Origin of the sequence: Rhodococcus sp. NBC_00294 (assembly GCF_036163995.1) — a bacterium.
In the GTDB taxonomy this organism is placed as follows: Bacteria; Actinomycetota; Actinomycetes; order Mycobacteriales; family Mycobacteriaceae; genus Rhodococcoides.
The window spans coordinates 3,627,888-3,644,516 of sequence record NZ_CP108043.1 but is presented as its reverse complement, the minus strand read 5'-3'; the positions used below and the strand labels follow the sequence as shown (position 1 = coordinate 3,644,516).

16 protein-coding genes are annotated in these 16,629 nt (G+C 66.8%); 8 read left to right on the top strand and 8 right to left on the bottom strand.

From position 1 onward, the window contains the following. Nucleotides 1-85: 85 nt before the first annotated feature. From OHB23_RS16985 to OHB23_RS16965, 5 genes are all read left to right on the top strand, one after another. Nucleotides 86-1,345, top strand: a complete 1,260-nt coding sequence (locus tag OHB23_RS16985) for an MFS transporter (protein ID WP_328809966.1) — start codon at nt 86-88, stop codon at nt 1,343-1,345. A gap of 47 nt (nt 1,346-1,392) precedes the next feature. Next, complete coding sequence (locus OHB23_RS16980) at nt 1,393-2,550, top strand: CaiB/BaiF CoA transferase family protein (RefSeq protein ID WP_328809965.1); 1,158 nt, start codon at nt 1,393-1,395, stop codon at nt 2,548-2,550. Nucleotides 2,551-2,566: 16 nt separating this feature from the next. Beyond that, nucleotides 2,567-4,219, top strand: coding sequence for an AMP-binding protein (locus OHB23_RS16975; protein WP_328809964.1), 1,653 nt, complete (start codon nt 2,567-2,569; stop codon nt 4,217-4,219). Nucleotides 4,220-4,314: 95 nt separating this feature from the next. Then, nucleotides 4,315-5,502 (top strand): TetR/AcrR family transcriptional regulator, encoded by a 1,188-nt coding sequence (locus tag OHB23_RS16970; protein WP_328809963.1) that lies wholly within the window; start codon nt 4,315-4,317, stop codon nt 5,500-5,502. A 453-nt stretch (nt 5,503-5,955) separates the two neighbouring features. Beyond that, complete coding sequence (locus tag OHB23_RS16965) at nt 5,956-6,285, top strand: hypothetical protein (RefSeq protein WP_328809962.1); 330 nt, start codon at nt 5,956-5,958, stop codon at nt 6,283-6,285. Nucleotides 6,286-6,652: 367 nt separating this feature from the next. On the opposite strand, the gene OHB23_RS16960 is transcribed toward OHB23_RS16965, so the two are convergent. After that, nucleotides 6,653-8,602, bottom strand: a complete 1,950-nt coding sequence (locus OHB23_RS16960) for a DUF6924 domain-containing protein (protein ID WP_328809961.1) — start codon at nt 8,600-8,602, stop codon at nt 6,653-6,655. A gap of 328 nt (nt 8,603-8,930) precedes the next feature. On the opposite strand from OHB23_RS16960, the gene OHB23_RS16955 reads away from it, so the two are divergent. Further along, complete coding sequence (locus tag OHB23_RS16955) at nt 8,931-9,272, top strand: DUF2200 domain-containing protein (protein WP_027503713.1); 342 nt, start codon at nt 8,931-8,933, stop codon at nt 9,270-9,272. Between the two features lie 15 nt (nt 9,273-9,287). Here OHB23_RS16955 and OHB23_RS16950 read toward each other — a convergent pair whose 3' ends face one another. The 4 genes from OHB23_RS16950 to OHB23_RS16935 are packed head-to-tail and all read right to left on the bottom strand — an operon-like array spanning nt 9,288 to nt 12,406. Then, on the bottom strand, nt 9,288-10,568 hold the full coding sequence (locus tag OHB23_RS16950) for a primosomal protein (RefSeq protein WP_328809960.1): 1,281 nt from the start codon (nt 10,566-10,568) through the stop codon (nt 9,288-9,290). Nucleotides 10,569-10,578: 10 nt separating this feature from the next. After that, a complete protein-coding gene (locus OHB23_RS16945; protein WP_328809959.1) occupies nt 10,579-11,094 on the bottom strand; it encodes a hypothetical protein in 516 nt (171 codons plus the stop codon). After that, a complete protein-coding gene (locus OHB23_RS16940; protein WP_328809958.1) occupies nt 11,091-12,086 on the bottom strand; it encodes a C40 family peptidase in 996 nt (331 codons plus the stop codon). The genes OHB23_RS16945 and OHB23_RS16940 overlap by 4 nt, the downstream gene beginning before the upstream one ends. Continuing rightward, complete coding sequence (locus OHB23_RS16935) at nt 12,083-12,406, bottom strand: hypothetical protein (RefSeq protein ID WP_328809957.1); 324 nt, start codon at nt 12,404-12,406, stop codon at nt 12,083-12,085. Before OHB23_RS16935 ends, OHB23_RS16940 begins: the two co-directional genes overlap by 4 nt. Before the next feature lie 148 nt (nt 12,407-12,554). Between OHB23_RS16935 and upp the strand changes: the two genes are divergently transcribed. Then, nucleotides 12,555-13,178, top strand: a complete 624-nt coding sequence (gene upp, locus OHB23_RS16930) for a uracil phosphoribosyltransferase (RefSeq protein ID WP_027503708.1) — start codon at nt 12,555-12,557, stop codon at nt 13,176-13,178. On the opposite strand, the gene OHB23_RS16925 is transcribed toward upp, so the two are convergent. Genes OHB23_RS16925 through OHB23_RS16915 form a run of 3 tightly spaced genes read right to left on the bottom strand, consistent with a single transcriptional unit; the run spans nt 13,175 to nt 15,832 of the window. Next, nucleotides 13,175-14,779 carry a phospho-sugar mutase gene (locus OHB23_RS16925; protein ID WP_328809956.1) on the bottom strand — a complete coding sequence of 535 codons (1,605 nt, stop codon included), beginning with the start codon at nt 14,777-14,779 and terminating at the stop codon, nt 13,175-13,177. The genes upp and OHB23_RS16925 overlap by 4 nt on opposite strands. Further along, nucleotides 14,776-15,663 (bottom strand): purine-nucleoside phosphorylase, encoded by an 888-nt coding sequence (locus OHB23_RS16920; RefSeq protein ID WP_442973045.1) that lies wholly within the window; start codon nt 15,661-15,663, stop codon nt 14,776-14,778. The genes OHB23_RS16925 and OHB23_RS16920 overlap by 4 nt, the downstream gene beginning before the upstream one ends. A 16-nt stretch (nt 15,664-15,679) precedes the next feature. Then, on the bottom strand, nt 15,680-15,832 hold the full coding sequence (locus tag OHB23_RS16915) for a hypothetical protein (RefSeq protein ID WP_197027699.1): 153 nt from the start codon (nt 15,830-15,832) through the stop codon (nt 15,680-15,682). 89 nt (nt 15,833-15,921) lie between these two features. Between OHB23_RS16915 and OHB23_RS16910 the strand changes: the two genes are divergently transcribed. Next, the gene (locus OHB23_RS16910) at nt 15,922-16,623 is read left to right on the top strand and encodes an enoyl-CoA hydratase/isomerase family protein (protein ID WP_027503705.1); all 702 of its coding nucleotides are present in this window, start codon (nt 15,922-15,924) and stop codon (nt 16,621-16,623) included. Nucleotides 16,624-16,629: the final 6 nt, after the last annotated feature.

Sequence of the window (16,629 nt, the reverse complement as noted above, 5' to 3'; positions counted from 1 at the left end):
CAGGCGTTTTTGCAGTACGGATGGGCTTGACGAACACCTAACGCGGGTTTACTTTCAAACTATTCACAACTGAGATGAGGTACACATGGCCACCACCAAGGTGACTCACGACACGAATGTTTCGTACACTCGGGTAGATCGACGACGCATCATGGCGGCAGCGTCACTGGGGTGGGGGTTGGAGTTCTTCGATCTCCAGCTGGTGTCACTGTTAGCCACACCGATCATGGATTCGTTCGGGATCACGCGGGGTCAGATCGGCGCGATCTTCACCGCGCAGCTGATCGCCACCGCCCTCGGCGGGATCGTCTTCGGCCGCCTCGCCGACATCTACGGACGCAAACGAGTCCTGTCCTGGACAATTTGGGTGTTCGGCCTGTCCACGGTGTTGTCGGCCTTTGCGCCAACCTTCTGGGTTTTTCTTCTCTTACGAGTCGTCACCGGCTTCGGAACCGGCGGCGAATGGGCGGTCGGCTTCTCCCTTCTCAACGAAGCCTGGACGCCGAAACGCCGGGGATTGGCGGGCGGTGCCGTGCAATCGTCCCTCTGGTTCGGCTATGCGGCAGCCATTTTGGTGACGTCCATCTTTGCCGGTGAGAACTGGCGCTGGGCGTTCGTGATGGGGGGCCTACCCGTTCTCGCCGCCATCTGGGTTCGGCGGCGCTGCCCCGAATCCAAGCAGTGGCTCGCGATGCGTGCCGGCGTCGAGAGCGGAGCTATCCCGGAGCAGGGAAACGGACTGACGATGCTGGCCCGCCCACAATGGTTGCGCATCGTTGTTCTCGCAACCCTGGTCGTGATGGGCGGCCAGTACTCGTACTACGTGTATTCGTCGTGGATGCCGACCTACCTCAAAGAGGAGCTCGGCGTATCCGCAACCGACGCGAACACCATCCTGTACGTCAGTGCAGGAATCGCCCTGGTGTCCTACCTCGCCAGCGGTGGCCTCAGCGACAAGATCGGACGGCGATCGAGCCTGGTCTCGTTCGCAATCATTCAGCTCATCGGGTTCGGGTTGTTCACTTACTTCAACGCGAACGACAGCAGTGTGTCGCTGACCGTCTTCTCCTACTTCGTCATCTCGTTCGGGCTCGGGTACTTCGGCATCTTCGGCGCCTGGCTCGGCGAACTGTTCCCGACGGCCATCCGGGCATCGGGTGCCTCGTTCTCGTACTCCGTCGGTCGTGGCATCGCATCGACAGGCCCGCTCATCGTCGGAATTCTTGCCGCCAATTACGGTCTTGCCGGCGGTATCTCGACCGGAGCCATCGCCATCGTCGTCATGATCGTCTTCTCCTTCTTCCTCAAGGACCAGAAGGGCCGTGAAATAACCGCTGTCCACTGATGACCATCAGCCCGCCCGATCGAACAACGACATCACGGGAGCACGAAATGACGAACGACAACAACACAACCGGTCCACTGGCCGGCATCCGCGTAATCGACCTGAGCCGGTTGGTCCCCGGCCCGTACGCCTCGATGCTCCTGGCTGATCTCGGGGCCGACGTCGTCACGGTCCTGGGAGGCCGGGCGGGCGTTCCCAACCCGTCGCTGCGACGCGGAAAGCGGGAAGTGGTGCTGGACCTCAAGAGCGACTCAGGCCGAGCGGCGCTCCACGAACTGGTTCGGACGGCCGACGTGCTGCTGGAAGGGTTTCGCCCCGGCGTGGCCGACCGAATGGGCGCGGGATACGAGGAACTGGCGGCGATCAATTCCGGCTTGATCTACTGCTCGGTGACCGGATACGGCTCCACCGGCCCGCTGGCGCATGCTGCGGGGCACGACATCAACTACCTGGCATTATCCGGTGTGTTGGGCGCAACGGGTACGTCCACCGGCGCACCACGACCGCCGTTCAACACTTTGGCCGACCTTGCCGGGGGCGGGCTCGTCGCCGCGTTCGGCATTGCGGCTGCGTTGGTGGAACGATCCACATCTGGTGTGGGACAGATGGTCGACGTCGGGATGGTGGAAGGCGTCAACTCCCTCGCCGTGATGGTGCACCGCGACTACGGCATGCGGCACGTGCCGAGGGGCGGTGACGGCCTGATGGACGGGGGCGCTCCCTATTACCGCTGCTACGAGACCAAGGACGGCAAGTTCGTGGCCGTCGGAGCCATCGAGGACCGCTTTTTCCAAAACCTCTGGTCAGGTCTGGAGCTGGAAGGACCCGCCCCCGAGCACATGGATCCGATCCACTGGCCTCCGCTCACGGAGATGTTCACCGACGTGTTCGCGACCCGCACACGCGACGAGTGGGCATCGATCTTCGACACTGTCGACGCGTGCGTGACACCAGTTCTCGACCCCGAGGAAGCACGTGCCCATCCGCAGAACGTCTTTCGCGAAGCGTTCGACGAGGTGGGGTCGCCGGCTCCGATCCCGCGGTTCTCGCGCACGCCCTCGGGCGCATCGTCCGCACGGCCCGATCACAGTGACACCGCGACGGTCCTCCGGGACTGCGGCGTCGACGACGCCGTCGTCGAACGTGCCGTCTCCGCAGGGGCCGGTGCACTTTCCGACGGCCTCGCCGAGTGGCCCCCCTACTGATAGTCGAGGACTTCCGATGTCGACAACCCCACACCCCGCTCACGCGAGCGACGCGTACTCCCCTACCCAGATCGCCGGCTTCAAGCAGCAAGGACTGTGGCAGGACCGTTTGCTGACCGACTACCTCGCCACTCACGCCCGAGAGCGGGGGTCGTCGACCGCAGTGGTCGCCGGTTCGGACAGAATGACATTTTTCGAGCTCGCGGACTCGGTGGACCGCATCGCTGCGGGTCTGGTTCGGCTCGGGCTCGCGTCGGGTGACTTCGTTGCTGTGCAGCTGCCCAACATTGCCGAATTCGTTCAGGTCTACCTCGCGATCCAGCGTGCCGGACTTCGCGCGGTGACCCTGATGCCGATCTATCGCGAGCAAGACGTGCGGTTCATGCTGGGGCGATGCCAGGCAAAGGCATTCGTCACCATGAGCGCCTATCGAGGCTTCGACCACGTGGGCATGGCACGATCGGTCCGATCAGCACTTCCGTCCCTCGAGTACATCATCGAGGTCGGGACCACGACGGGCACGGACACCATTGCGTTCAACGACCTCAAGACAGCCGATCCGCTGAACGAAGTCGACTACGACCGCGTGCGCCCGGACCCGGACGGACTGTCCAAGGTCAGCTTCACGTCGGGAACCACAGGTAAACCGAAGGGCGTGGTCCACACGCACAACACGGACCTGGTGATACCGCGACTCCTGGTCGACGCAACGCACATGAGCGCGGACACCCCGCTGTGGATGCCGAGTCCGGTATCGCACGTGACCGGACTGGTCCTCGGCCTCTACCCCGCTTTGGTGGCGGGTGCCCCGTTCGTCTTGCAGGATCGGTGGGACCCCGCCGCCGCCCTCGAACTCATTGCCCGAGAACGCGCTGTTCTCACGGTGTCCGCCACACCGTTCATCGCTGCGATGCTCGACGTGCCCGATCGCGACAAGTACGACCTCACGTCGTTCGAGTACTTCCTCAGCGGCGGCGCCCGGGTGTCTCCCGGCATCGTCGAGAGGGCGCGGGACGAACTTGGCATCACTGTGCTTCGTGTGTTCGGCGGTGCGGAGGCCCCGCTTCACGCGATGAACCCCACCGATGCGGACTGGTCGATCCTCACGAGTCGGGACGGGAAGACTTTCTCGCCGTTAAGAAGTCGCATAGTCGATCCCGCGGACCGATCACACGAGTTGCCGCGCGGCGACCTGGGCGAATACTCGACATGGGGCGCCCACGTGTTCCTGGGATACCTGGGCGATCCGGAGCGAACGCGCGAGTCTCGCGACGAGGACGGATGGTTCTACAGCAACGACCTGTGCACCATCGACGACGACGGATTCGTGCTCTACGTCGACCGAACCAAGGACATCATCAATCGCGGCGGTATCAAGATCAGCGCGGCGGAGGTCGAGACCGAACTGCTCACACACCCAGCGGTCAGCGACGCCGCGGTGATCGCCGTGCCCGACGACACCCTCGGTGAGCGCGCGTACGCGTTCGTCGTGACCAGGAACGGCGACGACCTCACACTCGACGACCTCCGTCTGCACCTTGAGATGCGCGGCGTGACCACGCAGAAGTGGCCCGAGTTTCTCCAGATCGTCGGGAATCTCCCGATGACATCCACAGGAAAGGTCCTCAAAACGACCTTACGGGAGACCGTGGCCGCGGCGATCCCGTGAGCGCCGGAACGTCCGTGCTGCAATAGTGCACACTCGGGGCGGCGCGATTGCGATGTCGGTGTACGGAGACTGACCGGGGAGGAAGGGGACCGCACGTGGGTGCTGGTGCGAAGGCGGCCTCGGTTCGTCCCAAAGACCGTCGCGCTGCCGTCCTGTCGGGGGCACTCGATCTGTTCGCCGAGCGGGGATTCGACCAGGTGACCATCACCGATATCGGCGAGTCCGCCGGTGTCTCGGCCGGCGCTGTCTACCGGCACATTTCGAGCAAGCAGGAGCTTCTCGACTACCCGATCCGGGAGATCGTGATAGCCGGCTTCACGACGTCCCTGCTCGCAGTCGAGCGCGGAAGGTCGCCCGATCTCACCGTCGCCGAGCTGATCTCGAGCATGGTCACGGTCGCGGTGGACCACCCCAAGGAAGTGCTGCTGTGGCATCGGGAGGCACGACGGGTCAATCGCGACCTGCGAAACGACCTGATCGGACTCCGGTCGCGGACCGTGCAGTATTGGGTGGACGTGGTGGTGGCGTGTGAACCCGGCCTGACGGCTGACGCGGCTGAATTCCGTGTTCGCGCGTCGTGGGGGTTGCTCAACTGCACGCCGCTGGTGCACGGAACTGTGTTGCGCGTGCGCCTGGTCGACACCCTCGTAAGCGTTGTACGGGCAGTGACCCTCGGCCCCGGTCTCGTGAAGACGATGCCGAGATCACCCGTGCCGTTCGAACCCGTTCCGGAGCTCGAATCTAGGCGCGAACAACTCTTGCAGCACGGAGCTCGACTCTTCCGCGAACGCGGCTATTCCCAAGTGGGAGTGGATGAGTTGGGCGAAGCTCTGGGAATCCGGGGCCCGTCTTTCTATCTGTGGTTCCCGAAGAAGTCGGACCTGTTGTTCGAGATTCTCGAGCGTGTGGCCGACAAGTTCGACTCCGTGCACGCCCCCACCGACGGTGTCGGAAAGGAGCGGCTCCAGACCCTCATGACGCGGTACGTCGCACTCGCGATGCAGAACCGGGACGACATTGCGGTACATGCGGTGGAGCGACAGCACCTCCCCCCCGATCAGCGCAAGATCATAGAACATCGTCGACAACAAAGAATTTCGGAGTGGGTGTCCGAGTTGCGCGGGGTACGCCCGAACGTCCCGGACGCGATCGCCAAGATTCTCGTCCTTGCGACACTCGAGATGGTGATGGCCGTGGCGCGGTCGAAGCGGTACGGAGCGACACCGGACATCGAAGAAGCCTTGACCGGCATCGCCCTCGCCGCCCTGATGAGCGACGTTTAACCTCGATGTTTCGTCGGGCTGGCGTGGTGGCCTGAGCGTTTCGAGATCGGGACTTCTGGTCGTGATCTCACCGAACGCGCACTTCGAATCGGCCGATGTCGATCGGTGAGCGCTCGGATCCACGGTCCGATTCAGTGGTCTCTCAGGTTGTGGGTGGAGGTGGATCTGGTTAGGCGGACGCCGGGAGCGCCGCCAACCGGGTCAGGCGGGTGGCGATCGGGATTCGAATCAAGACAGGCTCCGCTCGTCCGAAGACGCAGGCTAACAACTTAGATGGTCCAATTCGAGCTGTTTCGTCCGATCGGTTCCGTGGGGCAGAGGCCGGTCGACGGCGTCGGTCGAACACACCGCGGAGGCTAAGCGCGCTGACAGTGCTTCGACAGCGACGGTGCGTTAACAGTAGATAAGTTGTGCGCACGGTGGCTGTGGATCCGACGGAAGCAGGTAGGTGCGATGAGCGAGGGGATGCGCAGCCGGCTACTTACTTCCGTGATGTTGCTCGTTGCACTGGTCGTTGCCCTGCTCATGGCCCTGTATCCCTTTTACGGGACAGTGACCTGGTTCATCGATCCACCGCCCAAGCTCTACATCGCGGGCACTGGGTACGCGTTGGTATCGTCCTCGCCAGCCGCCACGAGCCTGCCGCCGACCGTGGCGTGGATCGCTGACCACCACATGTGGCCACTCTGGTACGACATCTTCACCCCACGAGATGGCGCTGGGCCATCAGTTTTTCTGCGCTGGAGGGACGGCCTGTACTACGCGTATACGACGCGCGGATGACCGCTGTGGCAACCGTCGAGACTGCCTCTGACCTGGTTGTTTTAGACTCCGCAACGAGTCGGTGTCAGTTTCCCCGCAAGCTGATGATCCACTGCGTTCGACTCATTGATAGATCTCGTTCACCGTCCCGCTTCTGAGGGAACAGCAGGCGCACGAGCGCGGGCACCTCGAAGTCGTGAGGCATAGGACCGGCGCCCCGCGTACGCAGAGACGTCACCGCAACACCTTGGGCTTCGGGTGAAGCTTGTGCTGACGGTGGATCGTCAGGCGCCGTCAGGTCGGCGACCAGTGGGAGATGGACCGTCCGCTGGTCCCAGTGGGATGCGGCGATCGACCGAACCACCCACCGGGGTATCTCGGTGCACAATCAGGCTTCGCCGGGTCCGACAATTCTCAGTCCCTCCTGTGGCACCTCGATGATCAGGAACTCGTCCTGGACATCGGTCACGATGGCTACGTAGAAGACCGGCTGACGGTCGATCTGGACGTGGCTGCCGATCTGTACGCCGACGAGGCGAGGGATCCGGTTCATCAGCGGCATTCCCCCGGTGATGTCGGCATCGGGGTGCAGCCGTGCAGCTTCTGCGAGGACGGCCCGTTGTACGAGATCGCGGTCGACCAGGTCGTCCTCGTCGGTGAGGATCGGTGATCTCGGCTCGGTGCACACGAACGGCACTTCGTATCTCTGGGTCTGCTGTACGCCTTCCTGCGGCGGCGGGGGAGCGTAGGGAGCGAGCGTGACGCGGTACGCGGCGATCGGGCGCTGAGAGTCGTGATGCACGAGAAATGTCCAGTGCCCGTCGTGTGTCCAGACGGACCCGCGCAGTGCGGTGCCGCCTTCGGCTGTCGCGGCCACGAACTCTTCGTACCCCGAGGGTGCGCCCGGTGGCGACACCTCGCTGTCTCGGAACTGGGCGTGCATCTCGCTCAGGTCGATGTCGAACAGCTGGACGGGGTAGCGGTATTTCCACCCGGAAATCTCGGCGTGGAAGTCACGGAGTGGGTCCGTGGTGAGGTCGTCGGCGATCCACTGCGCGACGTCACGTGTGGTCACCTGTTCGACGGGCTGGGGAGGCTGGGGAAACCCGCGGAACACGCCGTCCTCGTCGACGCTGTCGGCGAAGGACTCGAAGTCCATGTTGGAGATCGACAGATTGTTCTCCACGCCCCACATCTCCGTGGGAATGACGCGAAACGTTCTGCCGCGCGGACTTTCGGGTCGATCGGGACCGGTGTGTGCGACCACTATGGGCATCTCGGAGTCCCCCAGGGTGACCGAATCGGCAAGGAAGGCGTACTGAACAGGTTCATCCCCGATGATGTCGATCAGTCCGTCGACGGTCAGACCGTCGTACTGTCGGTTGTCGATGCAGGTGAGGTACGCCGCGAACTCCCCTTCGCCGCCGCTCGGTACAGGCGCCATCGCCGCTACCGCGACGTCGCGCCATCGTGCGTCGTCGGTGAAATCCGTTCGGATGAGGAGAGACTCGCCGCCGAGACGGTCGGTGATCACGCGCCCGGTCCCGAGACTTTCGGACACCTCCGCCTCGCGTCGGTCGGACTCCTCGTCGGCGAGCTCGGCCAGGATGTCTGCTGAATCGCGATCGGGTGGAGCGACCGGAACGATGGACTCGATGATGCGAGCGCAGTCGGTTTCCGAGAAGTCGTTGTAGCTGCGGATCTCGTACGTCCAGTCGCCGATGGTCCGCCGGTAGCGTTCCGGCGTGTTGTCGTTCGGCCACGCCAGAGCCGGCTCACCGATCGATGTCACCCACCGCCGCAGCGTGAATTGGGGGGCGTGACCGCTGATGTCCAGGCTCAGCTCGCCTGTACGGGCATCGCCGGACTGTGGATGCACATTCGACGTCAACGGAAGCCACGTTGGGACTGCCTGCGGGATCAAGGCCAGCGCACGTTGGCGTTCGTCGTATTCGCGCTGCGCCCGCGATACGGCTTCCTCGAACGGTCGTGACGGTCCGGACCACGTGAACAGCTCTCGATCAAAAGCATCGTCAAGGTGAGGGTCGGTCAGTTCCATCCACTCGTCGCCGCGCTGCCATCGAATGGCGACGCCGAGTTCCGCATCGAAGACGTACGTCACGGTCAGGTTCATCTGGCTGTCCTGACCGCTCACTTCCCAACCGTCGCGGCCCCGCACTCGGGCTGCCCGCGGTGTGCTCGGCTCGCCGAACAGCTGGTCGTGATAGCCGGGCGTGGGGTTCGGAGGGAAGAGGTCGTACGCGCGAAGTAGCAGCGACGGCGAGCCGAGACCCATGACGACGTACACGGTTCCGGGGTGCTTGACGGTATGAACCATCACCGCGTCTTGATCGCGTGACCACCGATCGGTCGCATTTTCCACGTACGTGGGCTCGCCGAGTTCATTCTCGTAACGCCAGCTGGACTCAGGTGCATGGCGCACGAGTTGCGACGATCCGTCCGGTCGGTGGACGACTCCTCGAACGGACCGGCCCATCGTCCCGTAGTTGGAACCTCGCAACTGCTCCCATGTCGGCGCCATTCCTGGAACGTACCCGACGGTTCGATCATGAATGGTGATGTGAAGCAGGTGAGTGCGCTCGGGTCGAACCGGTCAGTCGATGGGATCGCACCACGTGGCCGACGAGCCGAATACACTCCCACTCGTGCACCGCATCTTCACCACCCCCGTCTCGTCCGTCTACCCGCACTACGTCACCAAGGTGGAGCGCAAGGGTCGGACGAAGGACGAGCTCGACGAGGTCGTCCGCTGGCTCACGGGCTTCGACGACGCCGAGTTGGCGCAGCACCTCTCGGCGGACACGACGTTCCTCGATTTCTTCGAGGCCGCGCAGCTGAACCCGAACGCGCCGCTCATCACGGGGTCGGTGTGTGGGGTGCGGGTGGAGTCGGTGGAGGACCCGCTGATGCAGAACATCCGTCGCCTCGACAAGCTCGTCGACGAGCTCGCCAAGGGGCGACCGATGGCGAAGATCCTCCGCGCCTGATCCGCGCGCCGACCGTCAGGTGGTCGGACGCAACCGGGTCTCGAACTCGCGCTCCAGGGCGCGCCACGACTCCGCCTCCGCGTCGAACGGGGCGCTCGGGGCCATGCGTCCGTCCACCGGCTCGAGGATGTAGGAGATGAGCCAGCCGAGGGGAGTGGCCGACGCCAGTGCCTCCTCGACGGACGCGTCCTTGGCGTAGTCGGCTGCGTCGGTGAACAGTTCGACGGCGAGATCGAGCTGATCGGCGTCGACGGATTCCGGTCCGCGGGCCAGGTCGTCGGCGAGCCCGGGCAGCACGTACACGTTCTCGTCGGTCACCTGCACGTCGAGCGAACCGTCAACGGCCGCGGTGCGCACGTCGTCGTACGTGCTGACCGTCGTGAGGTCGTGGTCGTGATCGTCGGCCAGGTAGCGGGCGAGCGCGCGCTCGCTGCCGAACACGAAGATCGCGCCCGAACGTCCCAGGAACAGCGGCTCGTCGTCGAGGTAGCAGCGCAGTGTGTAGTAGGTGTCCTCGGAGGTGATGATCCGCACCGGATCGATACCCACCGAGCCCCAGAAGGTCTCGTCCTCCTCGTCCTCGTCCTCGTCCTCGGTGTCGACAGGGACCACGACTACGTCGGAGTCGTCCGAGGAGGTGTCGTCGTCCGTGTCGATGTCCTCGTCGTCCAGATCCTCTGCGTCCACGATGTTCTCGGCTGCGGCCGTGATCTCCGCATCGGCCACGGCGGTCGCCTCGGCATCGACGTCGGGAGTGGTCAGGACGGTGTCGATGGCGTCGAGGACGGCGTCCCACCCCTTCGCCACGACGGCACCGATACGGTTCCAGAGCTGCGAGCCCTCACGCCCGACGAAGGCGTCGGCGCCGCGGGACAGCACTCCGAGAAGCGCATTGGCAGAGAAGAAGCGAGTGACGGCATCCAGTTCGCAGACCTCGCCGAGGGTGCGTGCCATCTCGAGGGAGCGGGCCAGCTCGATGATGGAGTCCTCGTCCGGATCCCCCGCGGCGAGCTCCGGAACGCCCACGAGGTCGTAGACGTGGTCGTCGTCCGGCTCGATGTGCGCTGCGGAGAGCGCGACGACGGTGCGCCACTGCGGATGGTCGACGAGGTCGTTGTCGGTGTCGGTGCGGATGAACGCCGCCATCTCGGCCACCGACGGGAACGCGTAGAGATCGTCCTCGCGACCGAGGAAGGCCTCCCACTCCTCGCCGTCCTCACGCCACTCGGGCGCCCACAGGGTGACGAGGTCGCCGGCAGTCACACCGAGTTCGATCGGGACGATGTCTCCAGCCATGGCCGCGAGCCTATCCCAGCCGCCGGGCGTCCTCACTGGACGCCGTGTCGAGCCCCAGACGCAGGGCGGCGTGGATGTCGGCACGCTCGAGAACGACGGCCAGAACGGCTGTGTTCACCGCGTGGACGATCGCCGCCTCGACCCGATGACAGCGCATCTCTCGGACGTCGTCCTCGACGGTGAGGCCGACCAGACGTCCGTGCGCGTCCACCTCGGCCCGGACGAGCGCGTCGTCCCTGTCGTTGCGACCGCGCACGCGGGCCAGGTCGTCGAGAGTCCGGTGCAGCAGGGCGGACACGCGTCGTGCCGAACCGGACGAGTCGATCTCGACGAGCTCGTCGTCGGCAGGGCCCGCCGTGGGCACCGGCGCCACCGGATGCGCGAGCCCGTGCAGCATCCGCACCGCGGCAGCCACCGCGGAACCCCCGAAAGCGAGCTCCTTGCGTTCGAGCTCCAGGTCCACGATCTCGCCGGACGGCAGCACCAGGATGCGTCCGGCGCGCGAGGTGGCGTGTCCGCCGGTCATGCGGTCGGCCGGTAGAAGCCGTGGAAGCTCATGCCGACGTTCGACGTCCGGACGGCACTGACGCTGACCGGGTCGCCCGCCTCCACCATCTGACCGTTCCCCACCACCATCGCGACGTGACCGTCCCACACGGCGAGGTCGCCCGGCATCAGGTCCTCGGCGCTCACCGGGCTGCCCACAGCCTGGTCGGCAGCCAGCCGCGGCAGGTCCACTCCGGCGGTGCCGTACGCGCTCTGCGTGAGCCCGCTGCAGTCCAGGCCCTGGCCGGGGGTGGTGCCGCCCCACACGTACGGCGTGCCCTGCTGGGCCAGCGCGAAGCGAACGGCACCGGCCGCGCGCTCGTTGGGCGCCATGGCGGTGCTGCCGTCGGGAAGCGTCACGAGCGTGCCGGTCCCGTCGGTACCGGGCGACGCCGGATCGACCAGCTGCTCCGGAGTCGTCGGCGTGAACAGCCCGCGGAGAGCCGCGTCCGGCGACGCGGGCAGGGACGGGAGTGCGGGAACCTCCGGCACGACGAGTGCACCGACGCGGGCGGCCAGGGCATCGAGTTCTGCTCGCACCCGAGCGTGGACGGCGAGAGCACTGTCGAGGTGGTGCGTCGCGTGGGCGATGAGTGCGCTCTGTCCCGGGGGAGTGAAGGCCGCGGGCGCGAGTGCCGCTGCGCCCGTGAGGAAAGCGGCCATGATGGTCTGCAGCTCGGCGACCCCACGCGCGACGCTCGCCTGCGCCTCCGCAGCGAGTGACTGCAGCGCGCCGGCGTGCTCGATCATCGACCCGGCAGCGGCGGCGCCGCGCACGGTGAGGTCGAGAGCGGCTTCGGACGCGGGTCCGGACCACGCGTCCGTGAGAGCGGTGACTCCCTCGGTCACCTGTCGCGAGGCGTCGGACAGTGACGCGATGCCCGAGTCGAGGGAATCGGTGTCGGGGGACGGACAGCCGGTGCCGAGAGAGCGGATCAGAGTCTCGAGGGGCGCGGCCAGCAGATCGATCATCGCGGTGCACCGGTGCCGGCGAGCGCGTCGGACAGCGCGGTGTCGCCGTCGCCGTAGGACCGCGCCGCGGACTGGACGGACGCCCCGAGGTGCTCGAACAGGTCGGACAAGGCACCGAGGCCGTCGGCGTAGCGCGCCGCGGCACCGGCGAACGCGGCTCCGAAGTCGGCTCCGACGAGGCCGAGCGTCGCCGCGGAGCCCGTTGCACCCCGTGCCACCGTGGACGCGTCCCGCACGAGGAGTGCGGCATCGGTCAGACGACCGGCACCGTCGTGCAGACCGTCCACTCGGACGTCGAATGTCGTACCGCTCTCGGCCACTGCAGTCCACCGTTCACTCGCGTGCTCGCACCGTCTCGAAGTCAGACGGTGCGGAGCGGCTCGCGGTTCCCCGATCACGCGGATCCGTTCGACCGGGAGTGGGCGCCGATCGCCGACTAGGGTGATCCCGGTGAACACCACGCCCGACATGGACACCCGCGTACTCGACCACCCCCTCGCGTCCGCGCTGCTGACCCAGATGCGCGACCAGTCGACGGACAACCCCGCGTTCCGATCCGCACTGCGCCAGCTGACGCAGATGCTGGTCTACGAGGCGCTGCGCGACGCGCCCGTGGTCGAGTTCGACGTCACGACGCCGGTCGCGGTGACCACCGGGACGCGCCTGAAGTCGCCGCCGCTGCTGGTGCCGGTGTTGCGCGCGGGCCTGGGCATGGTGGAGAAGGCCAGTTCGCTGATCCCGCAGTCGCGGATGGGCTTCGTCGGCATCGCGCGCGACGAGAAGACACATCAGCCGGTGCCGTACATGGAATCGCTACCCGACGACCTGGCCGGTTACCCGGTGTACGTCCTCGACCCGATGCTCGCCACGGGCGGGTCGATGGTCCACACCATCGAGCTGCTGGTGCAGCGCGGCGCGGACGACGTCACGTGCATCTGCGTCGTGGCGGCCCCCGAGGGAGTGCAGGCACTCGCGTCGTCGGGACTGCCCGTGCGCCTCGTCGCCGCGAGCATCGACGAGGGGCTGAACGAGAACGCATACATCGTGCCGGGCCTCGGTGACGCCGGGGACCGCCAGTTCGGTCCTCGCTAGAGCGAGCGGGCGAAGTCGGCCAGGGACTCGAGCGTGTCGGCCGCGCGAGTCCTGGCCGGAGCCAGATCCTCCGCCGTCGCCACCGGCTCGACCACTTCGAGGTAGGCCTTCAGCTTCGGTTCGGTTCCCGACGGCCGAACGATGACGCGGAACCGTTCGCTGGTCAGTTCCACTGCATCGGTGCGGAGTTCGGCGTCGGGGGTGTTCAGGTCGCGTACGGTCACCGTCGCACCCGCCAACGTCGTCGGTGGGGCGGAACGCAGGCGCGTCATCATGTCGCCGATCTCCGAGAGGTCGGTGACGCGCCGCGACACCTGGGTGCCCACGCGCGCTCCGAACTCGCGGTCGAGATCGTCGAGGACGTCGAGAATCGTGCGTCCCTCCTCGGCCAGGTCGGCCGCGATGTGTGCGAGCAGCACGGCAGCCGAGATGCCGTCCTTGTCTCGCACCGCGTCCGGGTCGACGCAGTGTCCGATCGCCTCCTCGTAGGCGTACACCAGGCCGTCGCCGGCGCGCACGAGCCACTTGAAGCCGGTGAGCGTGCGCCGGTAGCGGGCGCCGCGGGCCGGCGCGAGCGCTGAGAGCAGGCTCGACGACACGATGGTGCTGGCCACGAGTGATCCCGGCGGCGCCGACCGCAGGATGTGGTCCGCGATCACCGCTCCCGTCTCGTCGCCGGTGAGCATGCGGACACCGTTCGGCCCGCGCACGCCGATCGCGCACCGGTCCGCGTCCGGGTCCAGAGCGATGGCCAGTGCCGCGTCGACCTCGGCGGCGAGCGCCAGCACCTGGTCCGCCGCGCCCGGCTCCTCGGGGTTGGGAAAGGTGACGGTGGGAAAGTCCGGGTCGGCGTCGAACTGCGACGTCACGATGTGGACGTCGGTGACACCGCTGCGGCGCAACGCCTCCACGGCCACGGGCCCGCCGACCCCGTGCATCGGAGTGAGTGCCACACGGAGGGTGGAGTGCGACGGCCGCTCGGGAACGCGCTGTGCCACCCGGTCGAGGTACTGCTCGATCACGGGGTCCGCGGTGGGCGTGACGGCGGTGCGTGCGATCGAGGACGCACCCGGCGCCTGCCGGATGAACTCCTCGATCTCCCGGTCGGCGGGCGACACCAACTGGGCGCCGCCGTCGAGGTAGACCTTGTAGCCGTTGTCTGCCGCGGGATTGTGCGAAGCGGTGATCTGAATGCCGGCGACGGCGCCGCGTGACCTCGTGGCGAATGCGAGCACCGGGGTCGGCGCCGGGTCCGGGAGCAGGGTGACGCGGAAGCCCGCCGCGGCCAGGACCTCGGCCGCGGCGACGGCGAACTCCGCGGAGCCGTGCCGGGCGTCCCGGCCCACCACCACCTCGGAGCCGGCCGCGTGATGACGCGAGAGATACTGCGCCACACCGTGTGTGGCCCTCGTGACGACGGCGACATTCATGCCACCGGGCCCGGCCTGCACGGGTCCGCGCAGACCCGCGGTGCCGAACGTGAGCGCACCGGCGAACCGCGAGGCCAGATCACTCGCGTCGAGATCGCGCAGTTCCGCCTGCGTCGCGGGGTCCGGATCGTCCTCGATCCACTGCCGGACGACGGCGTCGAGTTCTGTCACAGTTGCGGGACCAGCCGTCGCAGCAGAGTTCCCATCCGCTCGGCCGAGGCGGCGCCGGCGGCGATCACCTCGTCGCCGTCCAGATGCTCTCCGGTCATCCCGGCCGCGAGGTTGGTCACCAGCGAGATACCGAGGACACGGGCACCCGCACCTCGAGCCGCGATGGTCTCGTGCACCGTGGACATGCCGACGAGGTCGGAGCCCAGCGTGCGGAGCATGCGGATCTCGGCGGGCGTCTCGTAGTGCGGGCCGGGCAGTCCGGCGTAGACCCCGTCGGTCAGGCTCGGGTCGATTCCTCGGGCCACCTCGCGCAGGTCCGCCGAGTACGCGTCGACCAGATCGACGAACTGGGCGCCGATCAGCGGTGACCGCGCCGTCAGGTTGAGGTGGTCTGAGATCAGCACGGGATCACCGACGGCCATGCCCTCACGGATGCCGCCCGCCGCGTTGGTCAGGACGATGGTGCGAGCGCCGGCGGCGGCCGCCGTGCGGACGGGATGGACCACGCGGCCGAGATGATGTCCCTCGTACGCGTGGGTGCGCCCGAGCAGGATCAGGACCTGTGTGCCCTCGACGTCCACGGACCACATGGCGTTGGAGTGGCCCAGCGCCTTGGGTGCGGCGAAGCCGGGCAGCGAGGACATGGGAACGATGTGCTGGGGTGTGCCGAACTGCTCCGCGGCCTTCTGCCACCCGGATCCGAGGACCACTGCCACGGGATGCTCGGCGATGCCGGTGATCCGGGCCAGGGCGGCGGCGGCCGCCTCCGCGGCTCCGGTGGGATCGGTCTCGGGATCGACGAGTGCGTTCTCCGAGTCGGCCGGTACGGGGGGAGTGTTCACACGTCCGACCCTATCGCCGCGGGCGGGTGTTCGCTGCGGCAGGCGAGACGGCGGAGTGTCAGGTGTGGGCTCGGTAGAGACGCCAGAACCACACCGACGCGGCCGAGGCGATCACGGCGCCCGATCCGAACGCGCCGACGAACAACAGCATCGCGGAGAGGGCCGCGAGCAGCACGATCACACCGAGCTGGAGGATCGCCGCGAGAGCCATGACTGCACGGTCCTCCGGAAATCGGTCCCGCGCAACCGAGCGTCGCCGGCGTCGATCGGGGTCTGGTTACCGACGAGTACCATCCGTCCATGCCTTCACTCGATCGCCACGGAGACGTCTTCGTCCTCAGCCTCGCCCACGCCGACGGCGTCAACCCGGAGAACCGCTTCCACCCGGAGTGGATCGAGCAGGTGCACACGCTCCTCGACGAGGCCGAGGCGTCGGAGGGTCCGGCCGCGTTGGTGACCGTCGGCGGCGGCAAGTTCTACTCGAACGGCCTGGACACCGACTACCTGTTCAGCCACGCGGACTCCATTCCGGAGTACCTCGACCTGGTGCACACCGTCTACACCCGGCTGCTGCGCTTCCCGATGGCCACGGTCGCCGCCGTACAGGGCCATGCCTTCGGCGCCGGCGCGATGCTCGCCCTGTGCCACGACACGTCCGTCATGCGCGCGGACCGGGGCTTCTTCTGCCTTCCCGAGGTGAACCTCGGCATGCCGTTCACCGAGGGCATGTCGACGCTGCTGGCCGAGCGCCTGCCGAGTCGGACCATGATCGACGCGATGACCACCGGCCGTCGCTACGGCGGCGCGGACGCTCTCGAGTTCGGCATCGTGCAGGCCGTCGCCGGCGAGGACGAGCTGCTGACCACCGCGGTGGCGCAGGCGGCCGAACGGGTGTCCACCCGCGGCGCCAACCTCACGTCCATCAAGGACAGCATCCACGTGCGCACCCTCGCCGCGCTGTCCGTCCCCACGGCGGAGAGCACCTTCTCACTGGGGCAGTGACACACT